Raw genomic sequence first — 16670 nt, forward strand, 5'->3', positions numbered from 1 at the left:
CTTTTGTGGGATGGGTCACCCCGTCCTTTTGTGTTCCAGTCCATCGGCTCCGGTGCCGAGCCGGGAGGGATCCGCCGAAACCTCGATTCCCCTCCACCTCGTCAACTGCAGCTCTCCTACCGCAGTCCTGGCGCTTCACAACCTTCTCTAATCCTAGACTCGCTGTCCTTGCCCCCATCACCTCCTCATATGCTACTTCTATATGCTATGCAAGAGACTTCACTTTGTAAAGTAAAAAAATCGTGAACCGACCGAAGGAGATAAGTTAAGGTTCAACATCAGCCGTTAAGATCTAGATACCGAGAAGCAAGTCATTCTTATAGGAAGGTTGGACAATGTTCACAATCGATGAATTGAATACGATCCAAAATTGCGCCAAAGAGGGATGACCGAGCCACAATACCTCATCCAAGGGACAATCTATGGAATAAATAATGTTACATATACCAACTTCAGCGTCCTTTACCCCAGCGATTTAAACCTTTCCCAAAGGTAGCTTCTAATGTGAGAAAAGGCCGCATCCCTCCCTTAGGGAATGCGACCTTTTCAATAGTAGTTCATGACCAGTTCACCCATGGACATGATGATGAAAATTTCTCTTTCATATTCGGGAATCTGGCTTTGAAATATATTTGCCGCTGGGGTTTATTCTAGGATCGTACCCGATGACAGATATACAATTGTTAGCGGAAAAACGGGACTTCTTTCACTCCAACCAAACGGGCATAAACAAAAAGTTGGCCTTTATGATGAACCTCGTGATCATACATTGCAGTCAGATAATTTTTCTTTGGTCCTTTAAGTTTTGGGATCGATGAATGATTTTGGGCCTCCAAATCTTCATCATTCAAGGATTCGTATGCAGCCTTTGTCTTCTCTGTGAAATCCTTCACCGCTTGGCGTATCTCTCCCATCGTCTTACATTCAGGAATGTCTGGTGGAGCAAACTCTTCGGTTTTGACCATCGAAACGAACACTTCATTCCATCCAGCCACATGCAATGCAAGTTCCCCCAGTGTCATCGCTCCATCCCATGGTCTGAAGTCCATATGTTCGTCATCGATGGTTTCCAGTAATTCCTCCAACACATTCCGATGTTGTAACCATTCATTCATCATTTGCTTTGCTTGTCCCATTTAAATTCCTCCCTGATGGGATTTCGTTACCAAACCTATCCCTTTAAAACCGGGTGTTGTCACTCTATTAAACATAGCACTTTTCAAAGTCATTTCTTTCGCAGCACCACCAGGTTGGCATTCAACCCCTCCGGGATTGAGTCCGTGATCAATTGGACGGGCAGGACAGGACTGAGATCGAAGGCCGGACTGAAATGACGCTCCACCGCCTCTGGAGTGACGAGGACGAAACTTTGCCCTTCCCATTGCACTTCCCTGCATCCCCGGAGCAGTACCTTGCCTCCCGGCTTTAACACCCGGGCCAATTCGGCGGCGTAGCGGGGACGATCTTCTTCCCCGATCATGTGAAAACAGCCCCGGTCATTCACCAGATCCACGGATGCATCAGCCACCGGCAATTCCAGAGCATTCCCTTGCTTCCAATCCACCTGGACCCCCGCCTTAGTAGCACGGTCTTGGGCGATCTGGAGAGCTGCCTCGCTCAGATCAACACCAGTGGCATGAAAGCCTTGTCCCGCCAGAAAGATCGCCTCCCGCCCCGCTCCACAACCCACATCCAGTGCCACCGCCTCCGACGGCCATGAACCTGCGGCAACAAAGGCAACCAACTCGTTGGAAGGATGGGAATAATCCCAGTGTTGGCGGTAGTCTCCGCTGGTATAGTAAGCGTTCCACTCCTCGGCTGTTTTGATGCTCATAAACCATGTCCCTCCCCTGTTAAAAGAACTCCCACCTCCTCTGTATTCTACAATCGTCAGCCCCCATCCTTTCCCAAGTGATAATATAGGTCGATCATCTAATGCAGAAGGACTTTCCCGTTAAAGTAAAACCTCCAAACATACTCTAAACGGCCATGTAACTGAACAGACTACCGCTGCCGGAATGTCGACAGCTTAGAGACATTATTTTGATAGGCGTAATCAGGCGTGTTGATTAGCCATATTTTGGGTGGGGAGATCGTGTTCACCCATGCGACCGTTGCCATCCGGCAAGGAAGTGAAAACTGGCCGCTCCAAATCTGACCATCGGGCAGGGGCAAAGCCTTACGGAAGCAACACAGGGAAGAATGTTGCCCCTAAACGCCCTCTCTCCAGATTCTCCACTGGGTAGGATGGCTACCTTTATTCCAGGGCTTCAGCCCATCGAGATTGTAGTGCCTGTGGCGCAAAGGTCGCTTTGGCAGCACACGACTCCCTTCCGCTGCCCATCTTCCGGTTAATCAACAGCCCTGACCATATGTATGTTGCGTTTTATAGGACGTATTCCAAAATCAGATTCACCTTCCCGCTCGGATTCGCCGCCTTCTCGTCAGGGTGTCAATCGTCACTGCAATGAGGAGGATGCTACCCTCGACCAAATATTTCGTACTTGACGGGGCACTCAGCAAGTCCATCCCATTTTCCACGCTACCCAGTACCAAGGCACCTGCCAAAGCATTATACACACTTCCCCGACCGCCAAATAGACTAGTTCCCCCAATAATGGCCGCTGCAATGGATAATAATAACAAGTCACCTGTTCCCGTAGCAGGAGAGGCTGCCCCTAATCTGGATGCACCCATAATTCCCCCGATCGCTGCAAGGCCTGAAGCGAGAATAAAGACACTGATTTTGACCGATTTGACCTGAATTCCTGCACGCCGGGCTGCTTCCGTATTCCCGCCCAATGCATAGATGTGGCGTCCAAATACCGTAGACTGTGTGATCCATCCAAACACAAAAACTAAAACGATCAGAATTAGCGCGGATAAAGGAATCCCCTTATACAAATTCAGAACCCCAACCACGGCGACAGTCACTGCCACAATCCCGCTCAGACTCAGTATCAATTGATTAAAAGGGCGAACCGGCAACCCTTTACTTGTACGACGTTTCCGCGCTCTCAGGTTGATGCCTGCATAGATGGCAACCGTTGCGAGTCCCACAATCCATCCTAACCATCCTGGGAGATAGGTATCGGAAATCGCCAACAGTGTCGGATTAATCACCGGAACCGTTCCGGTGTCCCCCAGAAGCGCTAATAAAATTCCCTGATATCCCAAAGAGCCAGCCAGTGTCACAATAAATGCCGGCACCCCGATCATTGTGACCCAGAACCCTTGAAAAAGACCAATGACCACTCCGGCGAGAATGGCAATCCCAATCGCTGCGAGGGCACCCACAGGACCCGTCCAAACCGTGGCCAGTATGACAAGGATTCCAGCAGAAACTCCGCTGACCGCAGCGATCGATAAGTCAATTTCCCCCAACAAAAGGACAAACGTGACACCAATTGCCAGCGTCCCAATCACGACAATTTGTTGTACGAGATTGGATAGATTGCGCGGCTCTAAAAAATGAGGGTTCAACATTTGAAAGGCGATCCATATCACAATCAATGCCAATATCACCGGCAAAAGTCCCAGTTCGCCTCCCGCGATCCGCTCCCGGATGGAAGAGAACAGACCCTCATCAGAGGAAAGTTTCCTGTTTTCCGACTCTTTTTCCGTCGAGATCATCGACACTTATACCCCAACCTTTCCTGCGGCACCGGTAATGGCTGCAACCACTTCTTCACGGGTTACGGTATCCTTATGGAAATTGGCAATGGTCTCTCCCAGTCTCAGTACCGTAATTCGGTCGGCAACCTGAAACACGTCACTTAAATTATGAGAAATGATAATCACTGCAATCCCTCGGTCAGCCAGCTTCCTGACCAACTCAAGTACGGACTGGGTTTGAGCAACCCCCAGTGCGGCGGTCGGTTCGTCGAGAAGAACCAATTTCGATCCCCAAAGAACTGCCCTCGCTACTGCCACCGTTTGCCGCTGTCCTCCAGAAAGACTGGCTACCGGCGTGGTCAGCGAAGGTAGGTGAATTCCGAGGGAATCCAACACTGGAATAGCCTGTTTTTCCATCTCCTCTTTATCGACAACGGAAAGCACCCCTGGAATTAAAGTTCGCCTCAATTCCCGACCGAGAAAAAGATTGGAGACAATATCCAGGTTGTCACATAAAGCCAAATCCTGATAGACCGTCTGGATCCCCCATGATTCTGCGACGTCGGGGCCACTTAATTTCGCAGTTGTCCCCTGGATCAAAATTTCCCCTTCATCCGGTTGATTGACGCCGGAAATCATCTTGATCGTTGTCGATTTTCCAGCCCCGTTGTCTCCTACCAGAGCCAGCACTTCACCGGAAGCGACTTGGAGATTGACTCCATTTAACGCTTGTACCGCCCCAAACCGCTTTCGTAGATTTTGCACACGTAACACCACTTGTTGATTTTTCTCATCACTCACAGTTCTCCCTCCTCTAAAAGATTTCTCAGGGGGATCCGTGTCCCCCTGAGAAAATAAATTAATGTTTCGGACATTTATTCGCAGCTTCGCCAGTACAAACTTTGTCCCATGTTGTATATCCGCCTTGGATGACTGTATCTGCCATGTTTTCCTTCGTTACAGCAATCGGATCTAACAGAATGGAGGGAACATCCGTCATTTTGTTGTTGGTTTTACCATTGACCAAGCCTTTGGGAGGCTTTTTACCTTCTGCTAAAGCGACTGCCAATTTAGCGGCTGCAGTCGCTTCTTTTTTAACATCCTTATAAACGCTCATCGATTGGTAACCCAGCACAATATTCCTCAAACCGTCATCTGTGGCATCCTGTCCGGTCACCGGTACTTTCCCAGCCAATCCCTGTGCTTTTAAGGCTTTAATCGCAGCCCCTGCATTGCTGTCATTCGCCGCCAACACCCCGTCCACCTGATTATTCAACTTGGTTAGCGCCTGCTCCGATTCACGTAAGGCATGATCCGCTGACCAATCAGGAGTGTAGCTTTCGTAACCGTTCTCCAAGGTTCCATCCTTGAACAAGGGATCCAGGATATTATGAGCACCTTTCCTGTATAACAGCGCATTGTTGTCGGTCTGCGCCCCGTTGATCATGATGACCTTTCCGCCTTTTTTGGTGTTGTCAGCAAGATACTTTCCTTGCAATTCACCGACTTTCTCATTGTCAAAGGAAATATAGTAGTCTACCTTTGCGTTGAGGATCAGGCGGTCATAGGATATCACTTTGACGTCTGCTTCATGTGCTTTTCTGACAATGGTGGCAGCAGCTTTGGAATCCTGCGGATCCAGAACGAGTACTTGTGCTCCATCTGTGATCGCAGATTCAGCCTGTTTTTGTTGTGCCTGTGAATCCCCCTGTGCGTTTTGGTAGATCACTTCCACATCCGGGTTCAATTTTTTAACCGTCTTCTCAAAATTGGGTTTATCCTGACTTTCATAACGAGCCGAGGTCCCCGTTTCCGGGAGAAGAAGCGCAACCTTTAAGTCTTTATCTTTCCCCGCATCCGAATCACCACTTGCGTTGCAACCCGTAACCGCCATCAACAGAATCCCTACGAATAGAAAAACCCAGAATTTCTTATGAAGTCCCACCTAAACCCCCCCTAATTTTTGAGTTACTGAACACCGACATCGCAAGACCCGAAAGCGAAGCGCCCTGGGCATGACTTTTGTCTGTGTGAGTCTCTTTGATGTTAATCCCAAAACAAAACCTTCTGACATCTAGGAATTTTATCTGGACAGAACATTTTTCTTGGAAAAAGAGTCAACTGCTTTATGTACTTTAGTGTAAAACGCCGACAAAACTTTCGGAATCATCGTATCATCCTGAATCTTTGTTTGTCAACTGTCCGAACAAAGCTTATAATGTTTTTTCAGGCCTCTGACAGGTTGAAGCAAGGAATCAAAGGACCGAAGCGTCCCTCGCCATACAAGAGAAAAACTTCGTTTAGAGGGAGGAATAAACCATGGTGAAAAAGACAGGCAATCACAAGCTGGTGAAACAAATAAATAAATCTCTTGTTCTCGACATCATTAAAAGCCAGAATGTCATCTCTCGGGCCGAAGTTTCTCAACGATCCGGCTTGAACAAAGGGACAGTGTCGGCACTGGTCCAAGAATTGATCGACAGTCACTTCATCTGCGAAATGGGACCCGGACCCTCCAGCGGAGGGCGGCCTCCGGTGATGCTCTCGTTTAACCAACGGGCGGGTTACTCCATCGGTATCGATTTAGGAGTAAATTATATCCTTGGGATCTTAACGGATCTGCAAGGGAATATCGTTCAGGAACAATATAGAAAACTGACCCATTTTACTTTTGACCGTGTCGTACAACAATTAATTGCAGTCATTGAATGCTTAATCGATACCACTCCGGATAGCAACCTGGGGATCATCGGAATCGGCATCGGTGTCCCTGGAATGGTCGATCCTGCGGGAACCATTTTATTTGCTCCCAAATTTAATTGGGGAAGTGTCAATTTAAAAGAAAAAATAGCAGACCGCTTTCACTTTCCTGTCATTATTGAAAATGATGCAAACGCGGGGGCTTACGGTGAAATGCTGTATGGAGCGGGAAAAAATATTTCCAATCTCATTTATGTCGGTGTCGGCGGTGGAATCGGAACCGGTGTCATCCTCGATCATGAACTCTATAAAGGGACCCAGGGAATCGGGGGCGAAATGGGGCACGTGACCATCGAGGCTAACGGAAAAAGATGTCGTTGTGGGAATCGAGGGTGTTGGGAATTGTATGCATCCGAAAGCGCTCTGTTAGAGGCGGCAAGACAGCTTCCGGATTTCGAAAAGGAATCTGAATTAGATATGGACAGGTTAGTGCAAGCAGCACATAAAGGTCATCCCGAGATCCTTCATCTGTTGAATCAAGTGGGTCAATATTTAGGAGTCGGGTTAACCACTATCGTGAATACCTTTAATCCCGAATGGATTATTATCGGCAATCGCTTCTCGAAAATCCGCGACTGGATCCAAGATCCCATTCAACGAGTACTGGAACAACGACTGTTACCCGATCATCGGAAACATCTGACGGTCACATTCTCAGCTCTCGGGATTTACTCCTGTGCCCTTGGCTCCTCCTCCCTCCCCATCTCCAACTTCTTCGCCCGGGATAAAGTCACCGTGGAATAGTGTTGTTGTAAAAGACGCAGTCTCCTCTCTATGACCTCTGAAATCAAATTTCTGATCCCCCTATGTATGAGTAGGCCGGATCCGTCAGGGGGATGTTTCCCCCTGAACAGGGAAAATCAGTGGCACAATCAGTGGTAATGATGGGAATGTCCCGCTGATTCCGCCTCCACCTTACACAGAATTGAATCATCATGCTGATGGGCAGACGTTTCTAATTGAATGGTCATGTGGTGGATATTTTGCTGTTCCAGGTCCTGTTCGATTTGACGGAGCAATCCTTCACTCTCTGCTATGGACAACTGGTCATCTACCACTGCTACATGGCAAGAAAGTGCATTTAACCCACTTGTAACAGACCAAATATGCAAGTCGTGCACACTGTGTATACCTTTTGTATTCTGTATGGTCTGAATCACATCGTCTACATTGACATTATCCGGTGTCCCTTCCATCAGGACATGAAGAGCAGATTTGGTAACATAATAGCCACTGCGTAATACCAGTGCGGCCACGATCACACTTGCCAGCGGATCCGCCCAGCCCCATCCGAAAAAGATGATGAGTAGTGCAGCGATGATGGCACCCAGAGACCCCAGCATATCGCTAATGACATGCAAGTATGCCCCACGCAAGTTCAAGTTTTTTTCTACATCCGCTCCACGCATCATAATCCACGCAACAAGGATATTAATCAGCAATCCAATGAAGGCCACCAAGAACATTCCGCCGGAAGCCACTTCAGGGGGATTCTGGATACGATCAATGGCTTCGTAAAAAATGTAAATCGCAATGAAAATCAATGTCAATCCGTTAAGAACAGCCGCCAATATCTCAAATCGCTTATATCCATAGGTTTTACTATGGTTCGCCGCCTTTTCTCCAAATGTAAAGGCCAGCAACGCGATCACCATTGATATAGAATCACTTAACATATGACCCGCATCTGCCAACAAGGTGAGACTATTGGTAAGAAATCCACCGATAGCCTCAACAATCATGTAGAACGTAATAATCAACAAGCTGATCCATAATACCTTTTTATTTGCAACATGTGTATGGTTGTGTCCATGATCGTGTTCCATGTTGATTCCTCCTCACTCAATGATGCAAAGCATGCTGAATGGCCTGCTTCAGTAAATTCATGACATGTTCGTCATCCTCCGAATAAAATAACGTTCTCCCATCCCTTCTATATTTGACTAACCTTAAATTTTTCAGGAAACGCAATTGATGAGAGACGCTCGATTGGCTTAAATTTAATGTCTCTGCTATATCATTGACGGAGTGCTCCCCTGTACACAATAGATTTAAAATGCGAATTCGAGTGGGGTCACTCAATGCTTTGAAGGTTTGAGAAACGACAAACAACGTTTCATCATCCAAGTGTTGCTCCTCTTCATGAAAAATCTGTTCATCTTTCTTCTCCTCAGACATCAAAAAACCACCTCGATAAATTTGATTTCTGTCCCAATCGCTCATCCTCTTCACTCATTCCCATGATTCCAAACTACATCATCCGGTTCATAGAAAAATCTTGAACAAGCATTCACTCCCCATATATGAACATATAATCATATATTATGATAACTGAAAGTGGACTCCATTGTCAATGCATGAATTTGCAGAAATGAATAGACCCGACCAGGGCTGTTGATTAACCAGAAAATGGGCAGCGGAAGGGAGTCGTGTGCTGCCATAGCGAGACCTGGGAGCGGAAGCGACCTTGGCGAGACTTGTACCCTATGGGTGCAAAGCGACCTTTGCGCCACAGGCACTACAATCCAAAGGAGCTGAAGCTCTAGATTAAGGGTTGCCATCCTACCCAGCGGAGAATCTGGAGGGAGGGCGTTTAGGGGCAACCTCTTCCCTGTGTTGCTTCCGTAAGGCTTTGCCCCTGCCCGATCGGAAGATTTGGAGCGGCCAGTTTTCACTTCCTTGCCGGATGGCAACGGTCGCGTGGGTGAACACGATCTCCCCACCCAAAATATGGCTAATCAACACACCTGAGACCCGACCCATCTAGGCAAGAGAAATCACGAACCATACTGGCAGGGCTGTTGGTTAACCATAAAGTGGATGATGGGAACGAAACGATCCTTTCGCTCTCCCCATTGCCCCCATCGTAAATATTGCTTGAGGGGACGGGGATGGTGGGACGGCTACGATCTCTTGCAAAGAACGCATAGCGAGACCCGGGAGCGGAAAGCGACCCTGGCGAGACTTGTGCCCTATGGGTGCAAAGGCTCTTCACCCTCCCACCATCCCGACCTTATTTCCTGCCTAAAATACGGCTAATCAACACGTCTGGATTATTCCCTAACTAATGAGGTGAACTGAATTGCGTCTCGGCCACAGAAAGAGTTACAAAAGGATCAATCCACAATCATTGTGGAGTAGATGACAGTCTCCTCCACCTTCAGTTCAGGCCTTTTATAACCTTGCGGTACACGCGGCTATGAAAAAATAATAAACCGACCGTCATCTGTATCGGTCGGTTCAGTTTCAGATTTCGTCTGTCAGGAGAGTTGGCTCCGGATCACATCGGCAATATTGTCGACATAAGACTCCAATTGCTCTTTGTCCGGCCCTTCCGCCATGACCCGAATCAGAGGTTCTGTACCTGAAGGACGCACCAGTACGCGTCCGTCCTCCCCGAGGGCCTCTTCCACTTCTCGGATCTTGCCCATGATCTGCTGATTCTGATCCCAATGTTCCTTCTCCTTGACGGATACATTCACCAGAATTTGCGGATAGCGGGTCATAGTTTGAGCCAGCTGGTTCAAAGTGGTTGCCTTCTCCTTGACGACCCGCAACAATTGCAAGGCGGTCAGCATCCCATCTCCAGTGGTATTATAGTCAAGGAAAATAATGTGGCCGGATTGCTCCCCACCGAGATTAAAACCGCCCTGGCGCATTTTTTCCATCACATAACGGTCGCCCACTTTGGTTTGTTCGGTTCGAATCTCCATGGATTCCATCGCTTTGTACAGACCGATGTTACTCATGACAGTGGTGACCAGGGTATCCTCCTTCAGCTCCCCCTGTTCTTTCATGAAATCAGCACAGATACAAAGGATCTGATCCCCATCCACCAACTTTCCCTCTCCATCCACAGCGATCAATCGATCGGCGTCACCGTCAAAGGCAAGCCCCAGATGTGCGTTCCGGTGCAAAACTTCCTGCCGCAACCTTTCCGGATGGGTAGACCCGCAATCCACATTGATATTGACTCCATCCGGATCTGCACACATGGCGGTCACATCGGCTCCCAGATCACGGAGGAGCATCGGTGCCAACTGGGAGGCGGCCCCATTGGCACAGTCAACCACGATATCCATCCCGCACAAATCGGTCTGAATGGTGGATTGCAGATGTTGGAGATAGAGCTGATATGCATCCTTCCGGTCTTCCAAGCGACCGATCTGTGCACCCACGGGCCGGGGAAGCCGATCCTTCTCCTCATCTAGCAAAGCTTCGATCTCCGCTTCCAGGGAATCGAACAGTTTAAAACCATCGTGACCGAAAAACTTGATTCCGTTATCTTCGAAGGGATTATGGGAAGCAGAGATCATCACACCTGCGTTGGCCTTCAGCTCCTGGGTCAACCAAGCCACACCTGGTGTGGTGATCACCCCGAGGCGGGCCACATTGACTCCGATGGAAAGCATCCCCGCCACCAACGACGATTCCAACATCTCTCCAGAAAGGCGAGGATCCCGTCCTACGAGTACTAAAGGTGTTTTGTCTGGATCATCATTGCGGTTCTGTTGTGTCAATACATAGGCGCCAGCCCGCCCCACTCGATAAGCCAATTCTGGGGTAAGCTCCCGGTTGGCTACTCCTCGGATGCCATCGGTACCAAAGTAATTTCCCATGTTTCTCCTCCTTGTGCTCCATCTATCTCTATTCCACCCGTACGGTCACTGTTGGAGATGGACCCTCCGCCATCCGGATGAAATCCGGCGTTTCCACCAGAACAGGAACCTCGTATTCTCCCGGTTTCTTTTGTTTCGACAGATCGACATAGGCTTTCAGATCTCCTGGTTTCAACCCTTTCAGCCGACGGGGAGCGCCGAACAACGTGAGATCCACCTGGTTTCCACTTACGATCTCCACCTGTGCTTCTCCTTTGGCTCCCCTGATTTCCACCGGGAGATTTTGAAAGGTCTTTTCTTTCCCCTTGACCACTTTGACATCCAATGTAATCTGCTCAGGCTTCACTTGGACGGCGTCACCACCGACGGGAATTTCCATCACGATGGTCCGGTTTCGGTTCATACCCGACAAATCTAACACAGGCCCCGGATACGTTTTTAGTCCAGTAAGGTAATTTTTCGTGCCATATACCGTCACCTGATCCGGTTCTGTCTTGACGCTCTCCACTGCCCATTCTTTTGGGGGAACACCGGAATATTGTACCGTCAAGGGGAGTTGCACATGTGGGCTGGCCACGGGAATCTCCACATCCACCTTCTGCGGATGGACTTCGATCCCGTTGAGTTCACCATCCTCTCCGTATACTTGTAACGATACGGATCTGGAGATCGTTTCTGTCGCCCCTTCAGCATTTACCACCGCTCGAACCCTCCGCACCTTTTCCAGGTCAGACCGGGTCCCTTTCACCTCGACCCGCTCCGGCTTGGCTACCGGTTTTCCCACCTTATAGCCCGGCTTGGGATGTCCGATCACTTCTGTCTCCACAGGAATCACCCGGCTCCGTTTGGACTCCAGGGTGACCTCTACCCTTTGTGGACGTACCTCCGCCTCCACCCCACCGGGAACCCCTCTTACCTTCACCGGAAGATCCCGGTGGATTCCTTCTTTTTGGTTGCGAAGGTCGACATAGGCTTCGAAGTGGGAGGGAGTGACCCGCTTCATGGAGGGGATGTGCCCGCGGAGATAGAGATCCACCGAATCAGGCATTTTACGGATGGCCAATCGATCTTCATCGTAAAGAACCGTCAAGGGAACATGGGTTACAATATGGTCGACTTGTTTGCTATGAAAGAGATTGCCTTCATCGTTGACGATCAACCAAAGCATGACAGCCAATAAAAGGGCAACCAGTTTGATCACATTGTTGTTCTGGAGCCATTTATCCATCCTTGTCCCCCTTCCGGTTCCAGAAGGACGTCTGCCGACCGGAGGGCTTCAACTCCTCGTACAGACGGGAGAGCATCTCTTCTTCCGAAAGACCCCGCTCCAATTGTCCCTGCATCGCCAAGGAGATCTGCCCGGTTTCCTCGGAGACGATGATGACGACCGCATCCGTCAACTCACTGATCCCCATTCCAGCTCGGTGACGGGTGCCCAATTCGTTGCTGATGAAAGGATTTTCCGACAAGGGTAAATAGCAGCCCGCCGCTGCAATGCGATCCTGCCGAACGATTACAGCACCATCATGGAGGGGAGCCTTCGGTGTGAAGATATTGATGAGGATTTCCGAGTTCAGATCGGCATCCAGATTGATTCCCGATTCCACATAGTCAGACAGACCGGTCCGCCTCTCGACCACAATCAAAGCACCGATCCGCCGCTTCCCGAGATAGGAGACCGCTTTGACCATATCCCCCACAATCCGTGTGACCATCTGTTCATCTTCACCTACACCTCGGTTAAAAAAGCGTCCCCGTCCAAGTTGTTCCAGGGCACGACGAAGTTCCGGTTGAAAGATGATAATCACCACAATAATACCCCAGGAGAACAGATTTTCCATCAACCACTGCAGGGTGGACAAGTGGAACAGACTGGACAACATCCAGACCGCCAGAACCACAGAAATCCCTTTCAGCAATTGAACCGCCCGGGTTCCTCTGACCAGCATCAACAACTTATAAATCATATAGGTGACGATTAAGATATCGACAATATCATTCACATATTGGGTGATCCCATCCAGTTTGCTCATCGGACCCCTCCACAGCCCCAACAGTCCATAGTATGCTACCAGCCGCTTGGGCAAAATACCTTCTTATCTCTCCATTATGCGGTAAGAAACCAAAAAAAGAAATGCCCAGGGGAAAAAGACTCCCGAGGGCGTGGTATCGACAGATCAATAAGTAGGTATAAGTTGTTTGACGAGGGCTTTTCTCCCGCGATGCACTCGGGTTTTAACCGTGGTGACAGGCATAGATAATGCTTCACCGATTTCCGCTAGAGGCATTTCCTTCATATATCTCATAAACATGACCGACTGATAATGACTGGGAAGCTCATGCATCGCCCGCCGGACTTCTCGCCGCTGTTCCCTCTCAAAAAAGTGTTCCTCCGGAGTTTTATCAGTAGCAGGAATGAATTGGTACAGACAGCATTCCTTTCCCCGATCCAAGGGGGCATCCAAATAAAATTCGGCCTTTTTCTTGCGGATCCGGTCGATACAAAGGTTGCTCGCAATCCGGTAAATCCAGGCGGAAAATTGGTTCCCGCAGTTGAATCGACCTAGGTGGAGATAAGCACGCAGTAAGGTCTCCTGAACGATGTCCTCCGCCTCCTGAGGATGCTGCAGTTTTCTGTAAGCCAACAGATAAAGAGGATGTTCATAAGGTCGGATCAATTGGATAAAGGCGTTTTGATCTCCGGATTGTGCAAGAGTGATCCATTTTTTCTCATCTATCGTGTATTCGTCATCACCCTTTCCCGCCTTTTCCAATGACCCATCCATTCTGAGTTTTGCCGGCAATCTCTTCATAAAAAACTTCCCGCTCCTATCTTTTCTTGACCTTTGTCCAGTGAGGCCCGTCTCATCCTTCCGGCTGTGAATGAAATTGTTGCTTTTTCCAATCATTATGGTAATGGATCATTGGCGGAATTTCTACTTATTTCAACACGATCCAGGGGTCTGTACCTCAAAATATACCAAACGGATTAGAGAGTCATTTTTTAACTAGACTCAACAGGGTAGTCCTCGACTTTTTAATTCTCTGAACACAAAAATTCCCGGCCCTTTTTTGAGCCGGGAATCTTTCTTTTCTTTTTCAAAGTTCAAAGCCAGGGATGTTGATTAAACATCAAGTGGATGATGGAACATTGCCCCATCGCAAAAACATTGCTTGAGGGGACGGGAATAGCGGGACGGCTACGATCTCTTGCCCCACCAGCCGACCTGATTTCCTTCCTAGAATATGGCCAATCAACACGCCTGGTTCAAAGCACCTTTTCACCGAATACGGAACCGATCAGCGCTACAGCAGCTTGGGCCGTCCGATTGCCATGATCCAGAATCGGGTTGACTTCCACAAATTCAGCAGAGGTGAGACGATGGGAAGCTGCCAACATCTCCATCGCCAAATGCCCCTCTCGATAGGTGATTCCACCAACCACCGGCGTTCCCACACCGGGAGCATCATGGGGATCCAGGCCATCCAAGTCGAGGCTCAGATGAACGCCGTCAGTCCCATCGGTCACGATGCGCAGAGTTTCTTCCATCACGGCTCCCATGCCCAAACGGTCGATGTCATGCATGGTAAAAACCTGGATCCCCTGTTGGCGAATCAACGTTCGTTCACCTTCATCGAGATCACGGGCTCCGATCACCACTACATTCTCCGGATGAACTTTGGGAGAAAAACCACTGATGTTCACAAGATCAGAGTGACCGATCCCTAAGCTGGCAGCAAGCGGCATCCCATGGATATTTCCCGAGGGACTGGTATCAGCGGTATTCAGATCCCCATGAGCGTCAAACCAAATGACTCCCAGCCGTTTGTAATGCTTGGCTACACCGGCAATCGTGCCAATCGCAATGCTGTGGTCTCCTCCCAACACTAAAGGGAACCGGCCCTTTTGAATCTCATGATCCAAGGTAACGGCCAATTCCTCAGATACTTGGGTAATTTCACGCAAATATTTCAATTTGGATGATCCCACTTTATATGATTCCGGGGTGGGAACTGCTAAATTGCCAGCGTCTTTTACATTGCACCCCAGTTCGGACAACTTTTCTTTTAAAGAAGCATATCGTATGGCACTGGGGCCCATGTCGACCCCCCGGCGGTCTGCCCCTAAATCCATGGGAACACCGACGATAGTGATGTCTTTGTTGTACATGTGAAGAAACCCCCTTCTCTCAGCGGCTATTCTCCCTTTATCTCATCTTATCATATCGAAATGGAGCAAGAAGCCTATTTTACAGTAAACTCCCCCTTTATACACTATTGTGTGAAAAGACGATTATATAGATGTAAAGATGAGTATAAGGAGGATATAACGTGATTTTTACTCCAGCCGGCGTTCCGTATAACTCTGTATTCCACCGATTTTTAGGGATTACAACAGCGGAAGGAATGTAACCATCTTTTTTCAGATGCATCCTTATACACAAATACAAAAGCAAATTAAATGACAAAAACACCTGTCGATCTCGACAGGTGTTTTTTTGGAGCGGAAGACGGGATTCGAACCCGCGACCCTCGCCTTGGCAAGGCGATGCTCTACCCCTGAGCCACTTCCGCATATGTATATGGTGGGTTGTGCAGGGATCGAACCTGCGACAGCCTGATTAAGAGTCAGGTGCTCTACCAACTGAGCTAACAACCCATCGTTTTTATATAAACTATGGTGACCCATCCAGGATTCGAACCTGGGACACCCTGATTAAAAGTCAGGTGCTCTGCCGACTGAGCTAATGGGTCATAATGGCTGGGGCGGTAGGGATCGAACCTACGCATCACGGAGTCAAAGTCCGTTGCCTTACCACTTGGCTACGCCCCATTAGATGGTGGAGGGGGTAGGATTCGAACCTACGAAGGCAAAGCCGGCAGATTTACAGTCTGCTGCGTTTGGCCACTTCGCTACCCCTCCGTGAAGAGTGGTGGACGGTGCAGGGCTCGAACCTGCGACCCCCTGCTTGTAAGGCAGGTGCTCTCCCAACTGAGCTAACCGTCCACATTTGACGGAAAATGCGAGGTGGGAAGTGAGAGACGGAAATGAAGGAAGCTTTTCCACAGCTCACATCCCACAACTCACATTCAGCATGGTGACCCGTAGGGGATTCGAACCCCTGTATGCCAGCGTGAAAGGCTGGTGTGTTAACCGCTTCACCAACGGGCCGTAGTGGAGCTCCCAACCAGACTCGAACTGGTGACCTCTTCCTTACCATGGAAGCGCTCTACCAACTGAGCTATGGGAGCATTGGCTCCTCAGGCAGGACTCGAACCTGCAACCTACCGGTTAACAGCCGGGCGCTCTACCATTGAGCTACTGAGGATCATGAACAAGTCCATTTTTCACGGACAAATCTCATTATATAACGTTTCTCCCCAATTATCAAGAGAAATTTTCTTATGAAATTGTTTAGGATGGATGTCACCCTGAAAACCGGATACAGACTACAGAGCCAAAGATTGCGAAGCAATTCAGGAGAAGTCCTCGACCGATTCGTATCCGTCAGCTAAACGTGTTGCCACGCGTACACCTCGGACCGATCTACCTCGTCATCTACAAGGGGTCTTACTCCAGTAAGGATGGGAAATCTCATCTTGAGGGGGGCTTCGCGCTTAGATGCTTTCAGCGCTTATCCCTTCCGCACTTGGCTACCCAGCGATGCATCTGGC

Annotated in this window: 13 protein-coding genes, 9 tRNA genes and 1 rRNA gene; 1 reads left to right on the forward strand and 22 read right to left on the reverse strand. The window is 49.0% G+C overall.

The features are described 5' to 3' along the window. Positions 1–683: 683 nt before the first annotated feature. The 5 genes from JOD24_RS13595 to JOD24_RS13615 all read right to left on the reverse strand — a co-directional run bounded on the left by JOD24_RS13595 (position 684) and on the right by JOD24_RS13615 (position 5560). Entirely contained in the window at positions 684–1136 is a 453-nt protein-coding gene (locus tag JOD24_RS13595; RefSeq protein ID WP_429247095.1) for a DinB family protein, read from the reverse strand. A gap of 89 nt (positions 1137–1225) precedes the next feature. Beyond that, the gene (locus JOD24_RS13600) at positions 1226–1834 is read right to left on the reverse strand and encodes a class I SAM-dependent methyltransferase (RefSeq protein ID WP_429247096.1); all 609 of its coding nucleotides are present in this window, start codon (positions 1832–1834) and stop codon (positions 1226–1228) included. A 578-nt stretch (positions 1835–2412) separates the two neighbouring features. Beyond that, on the reverse strand, positions 2413–3633 hold the full coding sequence (locus JOD24_RS13605; protein WP_380167477.1) for a sugar ABC transporter permease: 1221 nt from the start codon (positions 3631–3633) through the stop codon (positions 2413–2415). A gap of 6 nt (positions 3634–3639) precedes the next feature. Continuing rightward, the gene (locus JOD24_RS13610) at positions 3640–4416 is read right to left on the reverse strand and encodes an ATP-binding cassette domain-containing protein (protein WP_380167479.1); all 777 of its coding nucleotides are present in this window, start codon (positions 4414–4416) and stop codon (positions 3640–3642) included. A gap of 58 nt (positions 4417–4474) precedes the next feature. Further along, entirely contained in the window at positions 4475–5560 is a 1086-nt protein-coding gene (locus JOD24_RS13615; protein WP_429247097.1) for a sugar ABC transporter substrate-binding protein, read from the reverse strand. Between the two features lie 374 nt (positions 5561–5934). On the opposite strand from JOD24_RS13615, the gene JOD24_RS13620 reads away from it, so the two are divergent. Then, complete coding sequence (locus tag JOD24_RS13620; RefSeq protein ID WP_380167483.1) at positions 5935–7119, forward strand: ROK family protein; 1185 nt, start codon at positions 5935–5937, stop codon at positions 7117–7119. 128 nt (positions 7120–7247) lie between these two features. Here the strand turns inward: JOD24_RS13620 and JOD24_RS13625 are convergent, their stop codons facing one another. The 17 genes from JOD24_RS13625 to JOD24_RS13705 all read right to left on the reverse strand — a co-directional run. Beyond that, on the reverse strand, positions 7248–8201 hold the full coding sequence (locus tag JOD24_RS13625) for a cation diffusion facilitator family transporter (protein ID WP_380167485.1): 954 nt from the start codon (positions 8199–8201) through the stop codon (positions 7248–7250). Between the two features lie 16 nt (positions 8202–8217). Further along, positions 8218–8553, reverse strand: coding sequence for an ArsR/SmtB family transcription factor (locus JOD24_RS13630; RefSeq protein WP_380167487.1), 336 nt, complete (start codon positions 8551–8553; stop codon positions 8218–8220). Between the two features lie 1082 nt (positions 8554–9635). Further along, positions 9636–10994 carry a phosphoglucosamine mutase gene (gene glmM, locus JOD24_RS13635; protein ID WP_380167489.1) on the reverse strand — a complete coding sequence of 453 codons (1359 nt, stop codon included), beginning with the start codon at positions 10992–10994 and terminating at the stop codon, positions 9636–9638. A 28-nt stretch (positions 10995–11022) separates the two neighbouring features. Then, positions 11023–12222, reverse strand: coding sequence for a CdaR family protein (locus JOD24_RS13640; protein WP_380167491.1), 1200 nt, complete (start codon positions 12220–12222; stop codon positions 11023–11025). Further along, a complete protein-coding gene (gene cdaA, locus JOD24_RS13645; protein WP_380167493.1) occupies positions 12215–13027 on the reverse strand; it encodes a diadenylate cyclase CdaA in 813 nt (270 codons plus the stop codon). The genes JOD24_RS13640 and cdaA overlap by 8 nt, the downstream gene beginning before the upstream one ends. Positions 13028–13171: 144 nt before the next feature. Continuing rightward, positions 13172–13807: a sigma-70 family RNA polymerase sigma factor gene (locus tag JOD24_RS13650; protein WP_380167495.1), complete on the reverse strand. Its 636-nt coding sequence runs from the start codon at positions 13805–13807 to the stop codon at positions 13172–13174. A 455-nt stretch (positions 13808–14262) separates the two neighbouring features. Next, positions 14263–15165, reverse strand: coding sequence for an arginase (gene rocF, locus JOD24_RS13655; RefSeq protein WP_380167497.1), 903 nt, complete (start codon positions 15163–15165; stop codon positions 14263–14265). A 329-nt stretch (positions 15166–15494) separates the two neighbouring features. Further along, a tRNA-Gly gene (locus JOD24_RS13660) sits at positions 15495–15569 on the reverse strand. 9 nt (positions 15570–15578) lie between these two features. Next, a tRNA-Lys gene (locus JOD24_RS13665) sits at positions 15579–15654 on the reverse strand. A gap of 19 nt (positions 15655–15673) precedes the next feature. Then, positions 15674–15749: transfer RNA gene (locus JOD24_RS13670), tRNA-Lys, on the reverse strand. Between the two features lie 4 nt (positions 15750–15753). Next, positions 15754–15828, reverse strand: a tRNA-Gln gene (locus JOD24_RS13675). Between the two features lie 5 nt (positions 15829–15833). Further along, positions 15834–15918: transfer RNA gene (locus JOD24_RS13680), tRNA-Tyr, on the reverse strand. Between the two features lie 8 nt (positions 15919–15926). Beyond that, positions 15927–16002, reverse strand: a tRNA-Val gene (locus JOD24_RS13685). An 89-nt stretch (positions 16003–16091) separates the two neighbouring features. Then, positions 16092–16167: transfer RNA gene (locus JOD24_RS13690), tRNA-Glu, on the reverse strand. A gap of 4 nt (positions 16168–16171) precedes the next feature. Then, a tRNA-Thr gene (locus tag JOD24_RS13695) sits at positions 16172–16247 on the reverse strand. Between the two features lie 2 nt (positions 16248–16249). Next, positions 16250–16324: transfer RNA gene (locus JOD24_RS13700), tRNA-Asn, on the reverse strand. Positions 16325–16473: 149 nt separating this feature from the next. Continuing rightward, a 23S ribosomal RNA gene (locus tag JOD24_RS13705) occupies positions 16474–16670 on the reverse strand; the annotation flags it as partial.

It is taken from the genome of Kroppenstedtia sanguinis, assembly GCF_050433445.1.
Classification (GTDB): Bacteria; Bacillota; Bacilli; order Thermoactinomycetales; family DSM-45169; genus Kroppenstedtia; species Kroppenstedtia sanguinis.